Below are 15,583 nucleotides of genomic sequence, written 5' to 3'. Positions count from 1 at the left end.
TGTGACAGCGCGGCAGGCGGTCGGGGGATCAGCCGTGAGGCTGGCGGGATCGCGCCGGTTGTGCGCCCTACGCGGTGAGTGCGTCGTGCGCCGTGTCCCGCGGCGCGTGGGCCTCGCAACGAGCCGTGTGCATGGGCATTTCGGTGAGGCCGGGGTAGTAGACGTGCAGGCTCACGGCGGGTTCCAGGGAGTCGTTGACGACCTCGTGGACGTAGCCGGGCGCGAAGACGCGCTGCGCCCCCGCGGCGAGGGTGCGGGCGCCGCTCTGGCTGCGCTCGGTCAACTCGCCCTCCAGGAGGGTCAGTACGCCGGAGGAGCGGCCGTGGCCGTGGAAGCCGCTGCTCTGGCCCGGCACCCAGGAGAGCAGCCACACCTCGTAGCCGGGCGCGGTGCGCAGGCGGTGGTACCAGCGGCTGGTGGCGTCGTACTGGACGAGGGGCGCCCACTGGGCGCGGTCGGCGGCGATGGCGCGGGCGAGCCCGGCGAACTCCGCCACGGTGACGGGGTGCTCGCGCGGGGGCTGCAGCAGGTGCGGGACTTCGAGGATGTCGCCGGCGATCTGGAGGTCGCTGTCGCTGTTCATGGGGTGCGGTGGTTCCTCAACGTAAGAGTGCTGGGGTGTCGCGGGCAGAAAGCGGAGGTACTGCGGAGGGGTGCTGGCCGAGTACGGAGCGACGCCGGGGAACGGGGTGACCGGGGGCCCGGCGGTGGCTCAGTGGTTCAACAGCTGGAGACGGTGTGGCTCAACAGCTGGAACAGGCACACGCACGGGTACAGCGACAGCGCGCGGGGGCAGCACCGGAAGACCCGCTGTTGCGGGTCACGGAAAGCGCCAAGTTCGCGAGCATGCCCACCAGGACAGCGGCTCACACCTCGGCTGTCAACTCGATGTCCGGAATGTGGACAATGTTTCACCGCATCCGGTTGTTCTGTCAGGCGAAAGGTTTGTGCGGCGCTTCCGGGGACACAAGCCGCACCAACCGGCGCTCGAACCGGCGCGTCAACCGGCGCTCGACCGTCGTCACGATCCTGCGGTCCCTGTGTGATCCGGTTCGCTTCGGCGAGTTCGCTGCAACGGGAGTGCGAGTCGCGGCGTCCCTGTCAGTGAGCGGACGCGGTGCGACACCCTGTCGGACGGTCGCTGGCGGGTGTCACGGTTTAGGTAGATATGAACACTTTCCGCAAAGCCTTGGTTCCGCAGAGTGAATAAGGGGCTCAATAGCAGATCCCGGCTTGACTGCCCCGGATCGGCGCACTTGTAATTTCACTCGTGTCGTTCAGCCGAAATCGGTAACGGCAGCACCACGGGGACGCGAAGACAGACGAGGGGCGCATATGACCGAGCTGGTTCAGGAACTGCTGGTCGAAGACGCGGACGACGAACTCGGCTGGCAGGAGCGCGCACTGTGCGCCCAGACCGACCCCGAGTCCTTCTTCCCGGAGAAGGGCGGCTCCACGCGCGAGGCCAAGAAGGTCTGCCTCGCCTGCGAGGTCCGCTCGGAATGCCTTGAGTACGCGCTTGCGAATGATGAGCGCTTCGGCATCTGGGGCGGCCTCTCGGAACGCGAACGCCGCCGTCTGAAGAAGGCGGCCGTCTGAACTCCCCGCCCACGGCCGCCCCGGCCCCGCTCGACCCCGCTTACCGGACGGGCCGATTCCTGCGACGCGCAGGCATCGGCCCGTCCGGTGTTTTGGAGGGGCGCGCGGCGGCGTCGGGCGCCCTCGCGATCCATACCGGCCAGGCACTCCTCAGTTGTCCACAGGCGGCGGGCCGTTGCGCTGCCAGCCGTTAGTGTGGGGCCCCGTCCGAGACGCCACGGCGCCCCCACAGGGCACGGGCGTCCACCGCAGTCCAGCGAACCGGGGCCCGTACCTCGATGTCCGTGCACAGCCACCCCGCAGCCCACGACGGCGCTCCCGCCGGCTTCGACCCGTCCCGCGCGGCCGGGTTCGACCCGGCAAGCCCACCCGAGTTCCCGCGGCACGTGGTGACCGCGGTGCTCGTCTCCCACGACGGCGCCCGCTGGCTGCCCGACGCGCTCGCCGGACTGCTCGGCCAGGACCGCCCCGTACAGAACGCGCTCGCGGCCGACACCGGCAGCGCGGACGACTCCGCGCGCCTGGTCACCGAGGCCCTCGGCGACGACCGGGTGCTGCACCTGGCCCGCCGCTCCGGCTTCGGCACCGCCGTCGAGGAGGCCGTCCGCACGGCCCCCGTCCTCACCCCGGAGGACCTGCCGTATCTGAAGCGCCCCAGCGGCTGGGACCCGGTGAGCCGCACCTGGCGCGACGACGCGTACGACCTGCCGGACCTGCCGCACGGCGAGCCCGAGCAGTGGCTGTGGCTCCTGCACGACGACTGCGCGCCCGAGCCCGGCGCCCTCGCCGAACTGCTCCGCGCCGTCGAGGCGGAACGCGAGGCGGGCAGCGAGGTCGCGATCGTAGGCCCCAAGCTCCGCGGCTGGTACGACCGCAGACAGCTGCTCGAAGTCGGCGTCTCCATCGCCCACTCGGGCCGCCGCTGGACCGGACTCGACCGGCGCGAACAGGACCAGGGCCAGCACGACCACGTGCGGCCCGTGCTCTCCGTGTCCACCGCGGGCATGCTGATCCGCCGCGAGGTGTTCGAGCGGCTCGGCGGGTTCGACCGGCGGCTGCCCCTCATGCGCGACGACGTCGACCTGTGCTGGCGCGCCCACGCGGCCGGACTCCGCGTCCTGGTCGCTCCTGACGCCGTCGTGCGGCACGCGGAGGCGGCCTCGCGCGAGCGCCGCGCCGTCGACTGCGTGGGCCGTACGGCGACCTCGCCGCACCGCGTCGACAAGGCGGGCGCGGTCTACACCCTGCTCGCCAACTCCCGCACCGCCGTGCTGCCCTGGGTCCTCCTGCGGCTCGTCGTCGGCACCCTGCTGCGCACGCTCGGCCTGCTCCTCGGCAAGGCGCCGGGCCAGGCCCTCGACGAGGTCGCCGGGCTCTTCGGCACGCTGCTGCGGCCCGAGCGGATCCTCGGCGCCCGCAAGAAGCGCGGCAGGCCGCAGCCGAGCGGCGCCGAGATGCGCCCCCTGTTCCCGCCGCCCGGCGCCACGGTGCGCGCCACCGCCGAGCAGCTCGCGAGCCACCTGGTCGGCGGCTCCGACCCCGAGGTCTCCGCCGCGGGACGGCACGGAGCCGTCGAGTCGGGACCCGGCGGCGACGACGCCGACTTCCTGGAGATCGAGCAGTTCGCCCGCCTCAAGCGCGTCGCCCGCAAGCCCGGACCACTGCTCTTCGTCGTCCTGCTCTTCGTGTCGCTCGTGGCGTGCAGGTCGCTGCTCGGCAGCGGCGCGCTCGCGGGCGGCGCGCTCCTGCCCGCGCCCGCCGACGCCTCGTCCCTGTGGTCGCGGTACGCCGACGCGTGGCACCCCGTGGGCATCGGCGGCACGGACGCCGCGCCCCCCTACCTGGCCGTCCTGGCCAGTCTGTCGACGCTCCTGTTCGGCTCCACCGGGCTCGCCGTCACCGTCCTCCTGATCGGCTCGGTGCCGCTCGCGGGCTTCACCGCCTACTTCGCGTCCCGGCCGCTGGTCACCTCCCGGCTGCTGCGCGCGTGGGCGTCCGTCGCCTACGCCTTCCTGCCCGCCACCACCGGCGCGCTCGCGGGCGGGCGGATCGGCACCGCCGTCCTCGCCGTCCTGCTGCCGCTCATCGCGCGCGCGGGAGCCTCGGCGGCCGGCCTCACGTCCCCCGACGGCACCCGCGGCAGCTGGCGCGCCACATGGGCGTACGCGCTGCTCCTGACCGTCACCACGGCCTTCACGCCCATCGTGTGGCCCATCGCCGTCGTCGTCGGCCTCCTGGCGCTCGCGCTGCGCCGCGGCGACCTCGTCGCGTACGGCCCGCGCTTCCTGGCCGCCGTCGGCACGCCCCTGCTCGTCCTCGCGCCGTGGTCCCTGACGCTGCTGCCGACCGGCTTCTTCAAGGAGGCCGGTCTCGCGTACGGCACGGGGTCCGCGTCCGCGCTCGACCTGCTCGGCGGCAGCCCCGGCGGCCCCGGCACCGTGCACGGACTGCTGCTCATCGGCATCGTCCTGGCCGCGCTCGCCGCCCTGCTGCGCGGCGAGCGGCAGCTGGCCGTCCGCACCGCCTGGGCGGTCGCGCTCGTCGCCCTGGTCTTCGCCGCCCTTTCGAACGGCTCGGCGTGGGCGGGCCCGGCCACGCTCGCGTACGGCATCGCGCTGCTCGCCGCCGCCGCGCTCGGGGCCGACGGCGCCCGCGCGCGGGTCGCCGAGCAGAGCTTCGGCTGGCGCCAGCCGGTGGCCGCGCTCATCGCGTTCGCCACGGCCGCCGGGCCGCTGCTCGCCGCCGCCGGGTGGATGATCCGCGGCGCCGACGGCCCGCTGGAGCGGCGCGACCCCGTGCAGGTGCCCGCGTTCGTCGCCGAGGAGAGCCGCACCCAGGACCAGGCCCGCACGCTCGTCCTGGACAGCGCCTCCCCGGCCGAGGTCGCCTACATGCTGGTGCGCGGCTCCGGCGCCCGCCTCGGCGACGCCGAGCTCGCCGCCAAGGACGGCACCGACGCCCGCCTCGACCGCATCGTCGCCCGCCTCCTCGCGGGCTCCGGCGCCGACCAGGCCGACCAGCTCGGCGGCTACGCGGTGCGCTACGTCCTCGTCCGCGACGGCGCGCCGCGCCAGCTGAGCCGCACCCTGGACACCACGCCGGGCCTGACCCGGCTCAGTCAGGAGGACGGCAGCGCGCTGTGGCGCGTGGACCGGCAGGTCGCCCGCGCGGCCATCGTCTCCGGCTCCCAGGACCCCGAGCCGGTCGCGGCCGGTCCCGTGGAGGTGCACACCGAGGTCCCGTCCGGCGACGAGGGCCGCGTGCTGCGCCTCGCGGACGCGGCGGACCCGGGCTGGACGGCGACCCTGGACGGCCGCGCGCTCACCAGGACCACCGTGGACGGCTGGGCCCAGGGCTTCGAACTGCCCGCTTCGGGCGGCCGCTTGGACATCGCGTACGAGCCGTCGGCGACCCACACGGCGCTGCTGTGGACGCAGGGCGCGCTCTCGCTCGTCCTGGTGGTCCTCGCGCTGCCCGGACGCCGCCGCGACGTGGACGACGACCTCCCGGAGGAGGAGCTGGTGCCCGCGCAGGCCGCGTCGGGCGAGGGCCGCAGGGCGCGCAGGCTGCGGGCCCAGGGCGAACAGGCCGCCCAGGAGGGCGCGTTCCCGGACGGCACCCCCGAAGAGGCCGCTCTGGGCGCGGTCCCGCCCCAGTACACCCCGTCGCCGCCCCAGCACGCGCCCGCCCAAGGGGAGTGGCAGCCCCCCGCCCACGCGGGCGCCGACCAGGGCGCGTACGGCGGCGAGCAGCACCAGCAGAGCGGCCAGTACGCCCCCGGAGGCTACGACCAGGCGTACCAGGCGGACCCCTACCAAGGCGGCCAGTACGACCCGTACGCCTACGAAGGCACGTACGGCACGTACGGGACGACCCCGGGCTACGGCCAGCCGTACGACTCCGCGGACGCCGCACAGGCGCAGCACCCTCCGGTGCCGCCGCGTCCCCCGCACGGCACCGACAGTGAGCGCCCCGACGGGAGCCAGCAGTGAACCGCACCACCCTGTCCTTGATCGCCGCGGCGGCTGCCCTGGCCGCCGTCACCGGCTTCGCCGCCGTCAACGCCCCCGCGGGTGACGACGGCGTCACGGCGGCGAAGCGGCTGCCCGTGGAGCGCACCCGGCTGCTGTGCCCGGAGCCCAGCACGTCCGACCTCGCGGAGACGACGTACACGGCCTTCACGCCGAAGTCGGAGGCCGCGGGGCGCGCGGGCGGTGCCGCGCTGTTCCCCGTCGTCAAGCAGCTCACGGACGCCCCGCAGGGCGGCAAGGGCAAGGGCGCCAAGCCGTTCCTGACCCAGAAGGAGCCCGGGAAGCCCGTCTCCGGCGAGGAGTCGGGCGCGGAGGCCCCCACGCTCATCGGCAGCGCCGACGGCCGCCTCGCGCCCGGCTGGACCGCCCAGCAGACCACCTCGGTCAGCGCGGGCGCGGGACGCGGCCTGCACGGCACCAACTGCACCGCTCCGGACACCGACTTCTGGTTCCCGGGCGCCAGTACCGCCAAGGGCCGCAACGACTACGTCCACCTGATGAACCCGGACGACGCGGCGGCGGTCGTGGACATCGAGCTGTACGGCCCGGGCGGCGCCCTGAAGGCCGAGGTCGGCGAGTCCATCCAGATCCAGCCGCGCTCCAGCGTCCCCGTGCTCCTGTCCACGCTCACGCCCAAGCCGCAGACCAACCTGACGATGCACGTCACCGCGCGCAGCGGCCGTGTCGCTGCCGCGGTGCAGTCGTCGGACGACGAGCTGGGCGGCGACTGGCTGCCCGCGGCCGCCGACCCGGCGCCCCGCCTGGTGCTGCCCGGCATCCCCAAGGACGCGACCTCGGTCCGCCTCGTCGCCTTCGCGCCCGGCGCCGACGACGCGGACCTGAAGGTCCAACTCGCCTCGCCCACCGGCTCGATCACCCCGGCCGGGCACGAGACCCTGCACGTCAAGTCCGGCATGACGACGGCGGTGGACCTGGGCGACGTGACCAAGGGGGAGGCGGGCTCCCTCGTCCTCACCCCCACGGAGGACCCCGTGCCGGTGGTGGCGGCGCTCCGCGTCACCCGCGGCAAGGGCGCCAAGCAGGAGACGGCGTTCATCCCCGCGACCGCTCCGGTGGGCGCCCGCGCCACGGTCGCCGACAACCGCGCCAAGGGCACCACGCTCTCCTTGACGGCCCCCGACAAGACCACCCGCGTCAAGGTGACCGCGTCCCCGGGCACGGAGGCGGGCGAGCCCACCAGTAAGACGTACACGGTCAAGCAGGGCACGACGCTCGCCGTCACCCCGCCCGTGCCCGCGGGTCTGAAGGGCTCCTACGCCCTCACTCTGGAGCCCCAGTCGGACGCCCCGGTCCACGCGTCGCGCATGTTGGAGATCCCCGAAAACGGCATCCCCATGTTCACGATCCAGTCCCTGCCGGACGACAGGGGGACGGTGGAGGTGCCGAAGGCGAAGCAGGACCTGAAGGTGCTGCAGCGGGGGTGAGGCCGGGGCGCGCCCGCGGGGGACCGGGCGGTCAGTCCTCCCCGTACCGCGGATCCACCGACTCCGGCGAGAGCCCAAGGAGCTCGGCGACCTGCTCGACGACCACTTCGTGGACGAGCGCGGCCCGCTCGTCGCGCCCCTTGGTGCGGATCTCCACGGGCCGCCGGTAGATGACGACCCGGGCGGGCCGCCCCTCGGACGCGGTCACGGTCCCGCCGAGCGGCACGGTCTCGCCCGCCCACTCCTCGTCCGGGCCGCCCCCGACGGTGGGAGGCACCTCGAGCACCAGGAAGTCGATCTCGGTGAGCTGCGGCCAGCGCCGCTCGAGGCGCTCCACCGAGTCCTGCACGAGGTCGGTGAAGGCTTCGGCGCGGCTCGTGGAGAGGGGGACCTGGGGCGGCGCCACGGGGCCGCGCATGCCCCTGCCGTGGCGGTCGCGGCGGCGGGGCCTCGGCTCGGCGGCGCGGGGCTGTACGGGGTCGTCCATCACTGACGAAGCGTAGTCCCCGAGATCGCCCTTTCCGCACGGAGCACGGCATGTCGCTTCCTGACCATTCCAGCCAAGCTTGGGCTCGATTGTGTATCTCTCCTGTACGGCCGATCTCGCCCTGATTGGCAGTATTTGTTCCGAGTGGTGACCGGGTTCAACACCACAAGCCCCGTTGGTCCCTTGTGTCACCGCAGGTCAGAGCGGCGCTTTCCGGACACCCCGCGTGCGGGATCACGACACGACACGGGGGAGTGACCTGGTGGAGAGTCGTCGCGGCCCGCTCAAGAGTGCGGTACCGTCCAACGTCGTGAGCCCTGTACGTCGCTGTTCGCGCACCGCTTGCGGCCGACCCGCCGTCGCGACGCTGACGTACGTCTACGCCGACTCGACCGCGGTCCTCGGCCCCCTCGCCACCTACGCCGAACCCCACTGCTACGACCTGTGCGCCGAGCACTCCGAGCGCCTGACCGCGCCCCGCGGCTGGGAGGTCGTCCGGCTCGCCGACGCCTCAGGACCGGCCCGGCCCAGCGGCGACGACCTCGAAGCGCTCGCCAACGCCGTGCGCGAGGCCGCCCGGCCCCAGGAGCGCGCCGCCGAGGCGGGCGGCGGGTCGCGCGGAGCGGACCCGATGGAGGTCGCGCGCCGCGGCCACCTGCGGGTGCTGCGCTCGCCCGACAACTGAGGGCAGCTCTCGCCCGACGACTGAGGGCACCCGAGGGCAGCCGAGGACGGCTGTGGGCACATTCCAGCCAGTCGGCTTCCGCGCCGCCGCGCACGCGGTCCGTACGCCCGTGAGTGAATCTTCACCGGCACACGGATTGACGGCTGTTTGTCGAGGCCACGACTATTTCGCCACCCCGTGATCAAGAGGTCATCCAGGGAGGCACCCGTGTTCGTGCAGCAACTGGAGCCCGTGGCCGACTCGCTCGGCCTGTCCGCACTCGTCGCGACCCTGCCCCTGCTCACCGTCCTCGTCCTCCTCGGCGCCGTGCGCATGAAGGCGCACCGGGCCGGGCTCATCGGCCTCGCCGTGGCCGTCGCCGTCGCCTGGCTCGTGTTCGGCATGCCCCTCGGCCAGACCGCGTCCAGCGCCGCCCAAGGTGCCGTGTTCGGGCTCTTCCCCATCCTGTGGATCGTCGTCAACGCCCTGTGGGTGTACCGGATGACCGTCCGCACCCGGCACTTCGACATCCTCAGACGCTCCTTCGGGCGCCTCTCCGACGACCCGCGCATCCAGGCGCTCGTCGTCGCCTTCTGCTTCGGCGCGCTGCTCGAAGCGCTCGCCGGCTTCGGCGCGCCCGTCGCGATCAGCGCGGTCATGCTCGTGGCGCTCGGCTTCGACCCGGTGCGCGCCGCGGTCGTCGCCCTCGTCGCCAACACCGCGCCCGTCGCCTTCGGGGCCATGGGCACGCCCGTGGTGACGCTCGCGCAGGTCACCGGCATCCCCTTGGACACCGTCGCCACCGTGGTCGGCCGTCAGACGCCGCTGCTCGCGCTCGTCGTGCCGCTGCTCCTGGTCGCCCTCGTGGACGGGCGGCGCGGTCTGCGCGAGACCTGGGTGCCCGCCCTCGCCTGCGGTTTCGCCTTCGCCGCCGCGCAGTTCGCGGCCTCCAACTACGTCTCCGCGCAACTGGCCGACATCGGTGCCGCCTTGGCGGGTGCGGGCGCCCTCGTGGCGGTGCCGCACGCGCGCAGGCCCGCCGCCGAACCCGTACGCGCCGCGGTCCTGACCGGCGCGCGCAGCGAGGACCTCGACCGCGACGACCCGCGCGCGGACGTCCTGCGCGCCTACGCCCCGTACGCCCTGATCGTCGCGATCTTCTCCGTCGCGCAGATCCCGCCCGTCAAGGACCTCCTGGCCGAGGCCACCCGCACCTTCGACTGGCCCTTCCTGGACGTCGCGGGACCCGCGGGCGACCCGGTCGGAGGCAACGTCTTCTCGCTGCCCCTGGTGGCCACCGGCGGCACGCTCGTCCTGCTCGCCGGGTTCGGCACGGCCGCCGTACTCGGCGTGCACGCGCGCGTGGCGGCACGGGAGTGGGCGGCGACCGTGCACGAACTGCGGTTCGCGATCCTCACGGTGACGAGCGTCCTCGCGCTCGCGTACGTCATGAACCTCTCCGGGCAGGCCGCCACCATCGGGCACTTCGTGGCCGACGCGGGCGCGGGCCTCGCCTTCCTGTCACCGGTGCTCGGCTGGTTCGGCGTCGCGGTGACCGGATCGGACACCTCCGCGAACGCGCTGTTCGGCGCGCTCCAGGTGACCGCGGCCGAACAGTCGGGCCTGTCGCCCGAACTCCTCGCCGCCGCCAACAGCTCGGGCGGGGTGCTCGGAAAGATGATCTCCCCGCAGAACCTGACCATCGCGTGCGCGGCCGTCGGACTCGCGGGCAAGGAGGGCGACCTGCTGCGCAAGGTGCTGCCCTGGAGCCTCGGCCTGCTGCTCGTGATGTGCCTGATCGTGGTGGGCCAGAGCACGGCGGTGCTCGGCTGGATGCTTCCCTGACGTCCTTGGGTAACGCCGCCACAACCCACTGTCAGTGGTTGGAGGTAGTTTGGGGGCGCCGTAGGAGTCCGTAGGAACATCGCCGTAGGAAGTCCGCCGCGCGCGGCCGCCCGCCCGGGCGCCCCGGCGCGTCGCCGAAGTACGTAGAGAGAGGCTTGGCCGTGGCTGCTGATCTGTCCCAGATCGTGAAGGCGTACGACGTGCGCGGAGTGGTCCCGGACCAGTGGGACGAGACCCTGGCCGAGCAGTTCGGCGCCGCCTTCGCGCGGGTGACGGGCGCGGACGCGATCGTGGTCGGGCACGACATGCGGCCCTCGTCGCCCGGCCTCTCGGGCGCCTTCGCGCGCGGCGCCGCGGCCCTCGGGGTGGACGTCACGGAGATCGGCCTGTGCTCCACCGACCAGCTGTACTACGCCTCGGGCGCGCTGGACCTGCCGGGCGCGATGTTCACGGCCTCGCACAACCCGGCGCAGTACAACGGCATCAAGATGTGCCGCGCGGGCGCCGCCCCGGTCGGGCAGGACACCGGCCTGGCCGACATCCGCGCCCTGGTGGAGCGCTGGGCGGAGGAGGGCGCCCCCGAGCCCGCGCCGACGCCCGGCACGCTCACCCGCCGCGACACCCTCAAGGACTACGCGGCCCATCTGCGGTCCCTGGTCGACCTGTCGGTGATCCGTCCGCTGAAGGTGGTGGTGGACGCGGGCAACGGGATGGGCGGGCACACGGTGCCCACCGTCTTCGAGGGCCTGCCGCTGACGCTGGTGCCGATGTACTTCGAGCTGGACGGCACCTTCCCCAACCACGAGGCGAACCCGCTGGATCCGGCGAACATCGTGGACCTGCAGCAGCGCGTGCGCGAGGAGGGCGCCGACCTCGGCATCGCCTTCGACGGCGACGCCGACCGCTGCTTCGTCGTCGACGAGAACGGCGACCCGGTCTCCCCGTCGGCGGTCACCGCCCTGGTCGCCGCCCGGGAACTGGCCAAGCACGGCGGTTCCGGCACGGTCATCCACAACCTCATCACCTCCTGGACGGTCCCGGAAGTCGTGCGGGAGAACGGCGGCACCCCCGTGCGCACGCGCGTGGGCCACTCCTTCATCAAGGAGGAGATGGCCAAGAGCGGCGCGATCTTCGGTGGTGAGCACTCCGCGCACTACTACTTCCGCGACTTCTGGAACGCCGACACGGGCATGCTGGCCGCCCTGCACGTCCTGGCCGCCCTCGGCGGCCAGGACGGCCCCCTGTCGGCCCTCGTGGAGCAGTACGACCGCTATGTGGGCTCCGGCGAGATCAACTCGACGGTGGCCGACCAGCAGGACCGCCTCGCCGCCATCAAGGCCGCGTACGAAGGCCAGGACGGCGTCACCCTCGACGAGCTGGACGGCCTGACGATCACGACGGCCGACTGGTGGTTCAACGTCCGCGCCTCCAACACCGAGCCGCTCCTCCGCCTCAACGCGGAGGCCCGCGACCAGCAGACGATGGAGAAGACCCGGGACGCGGCCCTGGCGATCATCAGGGCGTAGCCGCGCCACCGGTGGGCCTCGCGTCTGTGCCCACCGGCCCGCACCCGAAAGTCCACAGCAAGCCGGGGAGAGGCCGGGGGCGGGGCCAAGCCCCGCCCCCGGCCAAGGCCCCCCGGCCAGCGATAGGCTGGACGGGCCGCACCGCCCGACCCACCACCCCCGAAGGGACCACCCCATGCCGCTCGAAGCCGGCCTCCTGGAGATCCTCGCCTGCCCGGCCTGCCACGCCCCCCTCAAGGAGACGGACGCCGAGCTGCTCTGCACCGCCGAGGGCACCGACTGCGGCCTCGCGTACCCGATCCGCGACGGCATCCCCGTACTCCTGGTCGACGAGGCCCGCCGCCCCGAGTAAGGATCAGAAGAGGGCCGGGCGTACCCCTCACGCGGGCGCCGGGCCGCACCCCCTGCCGCGCACGGCGATCGGAGGCCGCCCCCCATGCTCGACGAGTCGCTCCTGGACGCCCCCGACGAGCTGGCCCGCGCCGACCTGCGCGACCTGCTGCGCGGCGCCGCCGAAGCGGGTGCCCGCGTACGGACCGCGGTCCGGCACGCCACCGAGTCCGGGGTCACGGAGCTGAAACCGGACGGCCGCCCCCGCGCCGTCCTGATCGCGGGACCCGGCACCGCGGCCGCCGGCGTCGCCGACCTCGTCGGCGCCCTCGTGGGCACCGGCTGCCCCGTCATCAGGCTCGCCCCCACGGGCGTGGCCCCCGCGGCGGGCGCCCTGCGCTGGACCCTGCCCGGCTGGACGGGCCCCGTCGACCTGCTGCTCATCGCCACGCCCGACGGCACGGAGCCGGGCCTCGCGCTCCTCGCCGAGCAGTCCTACCGCCGCGGCTGCACCGTCGCCGCGGTGGCCCCGGCCCGCTCCCCGCTCGCCGAGAGCGTCAGCGGCTCGCACGGCCTCACCGTCCCGATGGCCCAGTCGCCCCAGCCGAGCGCCGCCGCGGGCGACGACCCCGAGGCCCCCACCGCCGCCCCGGGCACCCTGTGGTCCCTGCTCGTCCCGCTGCTCGCCCTGCTCGACCGCACCGGCCTGGTCGCCGCCCCCGTGGAGACCCTCCAGAAGGTCGCCGACCGGCTCGACGGCGTCGCGGAGCGCTGCGGCCCCGCCGTCGCGACGTACAGCAACCCCGCCAAGACCCTCGCCACCGAGCTGGCCGAAGCGCTGCCGCTGATCTGGACCGAGGGCGAGACCGCGGGCCCCGTCGGCCGCCGCTTCGCCGCCGCGCTCGCCGAGCTGGCCGGACACCCCGCGCTCACCGCCGAGCTGCCCGAAGCGCTGCCCGCGCACGCCGCACTGCTCGCGCGCGGCCTCACCGGGAGCCCCGACGGCGACGACTTCTTCCGCGACCGCGTCGACGACCCGGCGCCCCTGCGCGCCCGCGCGGTCCTGCTGCGCGACCGCCCCGCCGACGCGGGCGGCCTCACCGCCGCTCCCGCCGCCCGCGAGCTGGCCCAGAGCCACGACGTCGCGCTCAGCGAGCTGGACCCAGAGGACGGCGGAGACCTGGAGCGCCTCGCCGAGCTGATCGCCATCACGGATTTCGCCGCCGTTTACCTGGCGCTCGCCTCCGGCGGCCGATCATGACCGCGGCCCCCGTACCGGCGCCCTCGCGCGCATGCCCGTACCCGTAGGGGGCACGCGCGTACCCGCACCGAAGGACGCGCCCGCCCGCGTCCCCGCACGCCCGTAAGGGAGACCCCTCCGTGGACCGCCTCACCAACACCATCCGCCCCTACGCCTGGGGTTCCACCACTGCCATCGCGGGCCTCCTCGGCGTCGAGCCGACCGGCGAACCGCAGGCCGAGATGTGGATGGGCGCCCACCCGGGCGCGCCCTCGCGCACCGGGCGCGGACCGCTCAACGAGGTGATCGACGAGGATCCGCGCGGCGAGCTCGGCCCCCGCGCCGTCGACAAGTTCGGCCCGCGCCTGCCCTTCCTCCTGAAGATCCTCGCCGCGGGCGCCCCCCTGTCCGTACAGGTGCACCCGGACCTGGAGCAGGCGCGCGAGGGCTACGAGGACGAAGAGGCCCGCGGCATCCCGCTCGACGCCCCCCACCGCAACTACAAGGACGCCAACCACAAGCCCGAACTGATCTGCGCGCTCACGCCGTTCGACGGGCTGTGCGGCTTCCGCCCGCCCGCCGAGGCCGCCGACCTGATCGAGGGCCTCGGCGTGGACTCCCTCAAGCCGTACGTCGACCTGCTGCGCGCCAAGCCCGAGGACGCGGCGCTGCGCGAGGTCCTCACGGCCGTACTCACCGCCGACCGCGAGGACATGGCGCGCGCGGTCACCGAGGCCGCGGCCGCCGCCGAGCGCCTCGGCGGCGCTTACGCCCCGTACGCCGACGCCGCCCGCCACTTCCCCGGCGACCCCGGCGTCATCGCCGCCATGCTGCTCAACCACGTACGCCTGAACCCCGGCGAGGCCCTCTACCTCGGCGCCGGAGTCCCGCACGCCTACCTCGACGGCATGGGCGTCGAGATCATGGCCAACTCCGACAACGTGCTGCGCTGCGGCCTCACCCCCAAGCACGTCGACGTGCCCGAACTCCTGCGCGTCGTCCGCTTCGAGGCGAGCGATCCGGGCGTCCTGCGCCCTGAGGCCTCGGCCGACGGCGAAGAGGTCTACGACACCCCGATCGACGAGTTCCGCCTCTCCCGCTACGTCCTGCCCGAGGGCGACGCCCGGCACGACCTCACCGCCGAGACGCCGCAGATCCTGCTCTGCGTGGCGGGCGAGGTCCGCGCGGGCGACATCTCCCTCGGCCCCGGCCGGTCCGTGTTCGTCCCCGCGGGTGAAAAGACCGACGTTTCCGGCAGCGGCACCCTTTTCCGCGCCACCGTGGTGGCCTGACCCACCCCATGCCTCCCGTGCTGCAACAATGACGCACCGCACCGGCCGGGCCCCACGGCGCCCGGCCGTCGCGGAACGGAGAACGTACGCGAGTCACGCGGCAGGCGCGGCACGCAACGGAAGGGACAACGGGCACACATGAGTGCGTCAGGCGGAACAAAGGCGATCGTGGCGGCACTCGCCGCCAATCTGGCGATCGCGGTGGCCAAGTTCGTCGCGTTCCTCTTCAGCGGCTCGTCGTCGATGCTGGCCGAGAGCGTGCACTCGGTCGCCGACTCCGGCAACCAGGGCCTGCTGCTCCTCGGCGGCAAGAAGGCCCAGCGCGAGGCCACCCCGCAACACCCCTTCGGCTACGGCCGCGAGCGCTACATCTACGCGTTCCTCGTCTCCATCGTGCTCTTCTCCGTCGGCGGCATGTTCGCCCTCTACGAGGGCTACGAGAAGATCAAGCACCCGCACGAGATCGAGCACTGGTACTGGCCGGTCGGCGTCCTGGTGTTCGCCATCATCGCCGAGTCGTTCTCCTTCCGGACGGCCATCAAGGAGTCCAACACCCTGCGCGGCAACCTCTCCTGGAAGGAGTTCGTCCGCCGCGCCAAGGCGCCCGAGCTGCCCGTCGTCCTCCTGGAGGACCTCGGCGCGCTCGTCGGCCTGGTCCTCGCGCTCGGCGGCGTCGGCCTCGCGCTCGCCACGGGCGACGGCGTCTGGGACGGCATCGGCACGCTGTGCATCGGCGTCCTGCTGATCCTCATCGCGATCGTCCTCGCGGCCGAGACCAAGTCGCTGCTCCTCGGCGAGTCCGCGGGCATCGAAGAAGTCGAGAAGATCGAGAAGGCCCTGGTCGACGGCGACACCGTCACCCGCGTCATCCACATGCGCACGCTCCACCTCGGCCCGGAGGAACTGCTCGTCGCCGCCAAGATCGCCGTCCAGCACGACGACACCGCCCGCGAGGTCGCCGACGCGATCAACGCCGCCGAATCCCGCATCCGCGAGGCCGTCCCGATCGCCCGCGTGATCTATCTGGAGCCGGACATCTACAACGCGGAGGCCGCCGCGGCGAGCAGCCCGGCCAAGTCCCCGGGCGGCCCGGCCCCGGCGAGCGACTACTGACGTCGTACGCG

General features: G+C 73.7%; 12 protein-coding genes. 10 read left to right on the top strand and 2 right to left on the bottom strand.

Annotated elements, in window-relative coordinates:
* Positions 1-67 precede the first annotated feature (67 nt).
* The gene (locus CP982_RS17970; protein ID WP_150511467.1) at positions 68-583 is read right to left on the bottom strand and encodes a cysteine dioxygenase; all 516 of its coding nucleotides are present in this window, start codon (positions 581-583) and stop codon (positions 68-70) included.
* 752 nt (positions 584-1,335) lie between these two features.
* Here CP982_RS17970 and CP982_RS17960 point away from each other — a divergent pair.
* From CP982_RS17960 to CP982_RS17950, 3 genes are all read left to right on the top strand, one after another.
* Positions 1,336-1,599 (top strand): WhiB family transcriptional regulator, encoded by a 264-nt coding sequence (locus CP982_RS17960; protein ID WP_030672713.1) that lies wholly within the window; start codon positions 1,336-1,338, stop codon positions 1,597-1,599.
* A gap of 278 nt (positions 1,600-1,877) precedes the next feature.
* Positions 1,878-5,591 (top strand): glycosyltransferase family 2 protein, encoded by a 3,714-nt coding sequence (locus CP982_RS17955; protein ID WP_150511465.1) that lies wholly within the window; start codon positions 1,878-1,880, stop codon positions 5,589-5,591.
* Complete coding sequence (locus tag CP982_RS17950; protein WP_150511464.1) at positions 5,588-7,075, top strand: DUF5719 family protein; 1,488 nt, start codon at positions 5,588-5,590, stop codon at positions 7,073-7,075. The genes CP982_RS17955 and CP982_RS17950 overlap by 4 nt, the downstream gene beginning before the upstream one ends.
* A gap of 31 nt (positions 7,076-7,106) precedes the next feature.
* Here the strand turns inward: CP982_RS17950 and CP982_RS17945 are convergent, their stop codons facing one another.
* Entirely contained in the window at positions 7,107-7,562 is a 456-nt protein-coding gene (locus CP982_RS17945; RefSeq protein WP_150511463.1) for a metallopeptidase family protein, read from the bottom strand.
* 262 nt (positions 7,563-7,824) lie between these two features.
* Between CP982_RS17945 and CP982_RS17940 the strand changes: the two genes are divergently transcribed.
* From CP982_RS17940 to CP982_RS17910, 7 genes are all read left to right on the top strand, one after another.
* Entirely contained in the window at positions 7,825-8,247 is a 423-nt protein-coding gene (locus CP982_RS17940) for a DUF3499 domain-containing protein (protein WP_144003794.1), read from the top strand.
* 207 nt (positions 8,248-8,454) lie between these two features.
* Entirely contained in the window at positions 8,455-10,071 is a 1,617-nt protein-coding gene (locus tag CP982_RS17935) for an L-lactate permease (RefSeq protein ID WP_150511462.1), read from the top strand.
* A 161-nt stretch (positions 10,072-10,232) separates the two neighbouring features.
* On the top strand, positions 10,233-11,597 hold the full coding sequence (locus CP982_RS17930; protein ID WP_150511461.1) for a phosphomannomutase/phosphoglucomutase: 1,365 nt from the start codon (positions 10,233-10,235) through the stop codon (positions 11,595-11,597).
* 175 nt (positions 11,598-11,772) lie between these two features.
* Positions 11,773-11,949 carry a Trm112 family protein gene (locus tag CP982_RS17925; protein ID WP_144003791.1) on the top strand — a complete coding sequence of 59 codons (177 nt, stop codon included), beginning with the start codon at positions 11,773-11,775 and terminating at the stop codon, positions 11,947-11,949.
* A gap of 84 nt (positions 11,950-12,033) precedes the next feature.
* A complete protein-coding gene (locus CP982_RS17920) occupies positions 12,034-13,188 on the top strand; it encodes an SIS domain-containing protein (RefSeq protein ID WP_150511460.1) in 1,155 nt (384 codons plus the stop codon).
* A gap of 119 nt (positions 13,189-13,307) precedes the next feature.
* Entirely contained in the window at positions 13,308-14,459 is a 1,152-nt protein-coding gene (gene manA, locus CP982_RS17915; protein WP_150511459.1) for a mannose-6-phosphate isomerase, class I, read from the top strand.
* 138 nt (positions 14,460-14,597) lie between these two features.
* Complete coding sequence (locus CP982_RS17910; protein ID WP_150511458.1) at positions 14,598-15,572, top strand: cation diffusion facilitator family transporter; 975 nt, start codon at positions 14,598-14,600, stop codon at positions 15,570-15,572.
* The last annotated feature ends 11 nt before the right edge of the window (positions 15,573-15,583 follow it).

Source organism: Streptomyces spectabilis (assembly GCF_008704795.1).
GTDB classification, from domain to species: Bacteria; Actinomycetota; Actinomycetes; order Streptomycetales; family Streptomycetaceae; genus Streptomyces; species Streptomyces spectabilis.
Note: the sequence above shows the minus strand (reverse complement) of the source record. Positions and strands in the feature narration are given on the sequence as shown.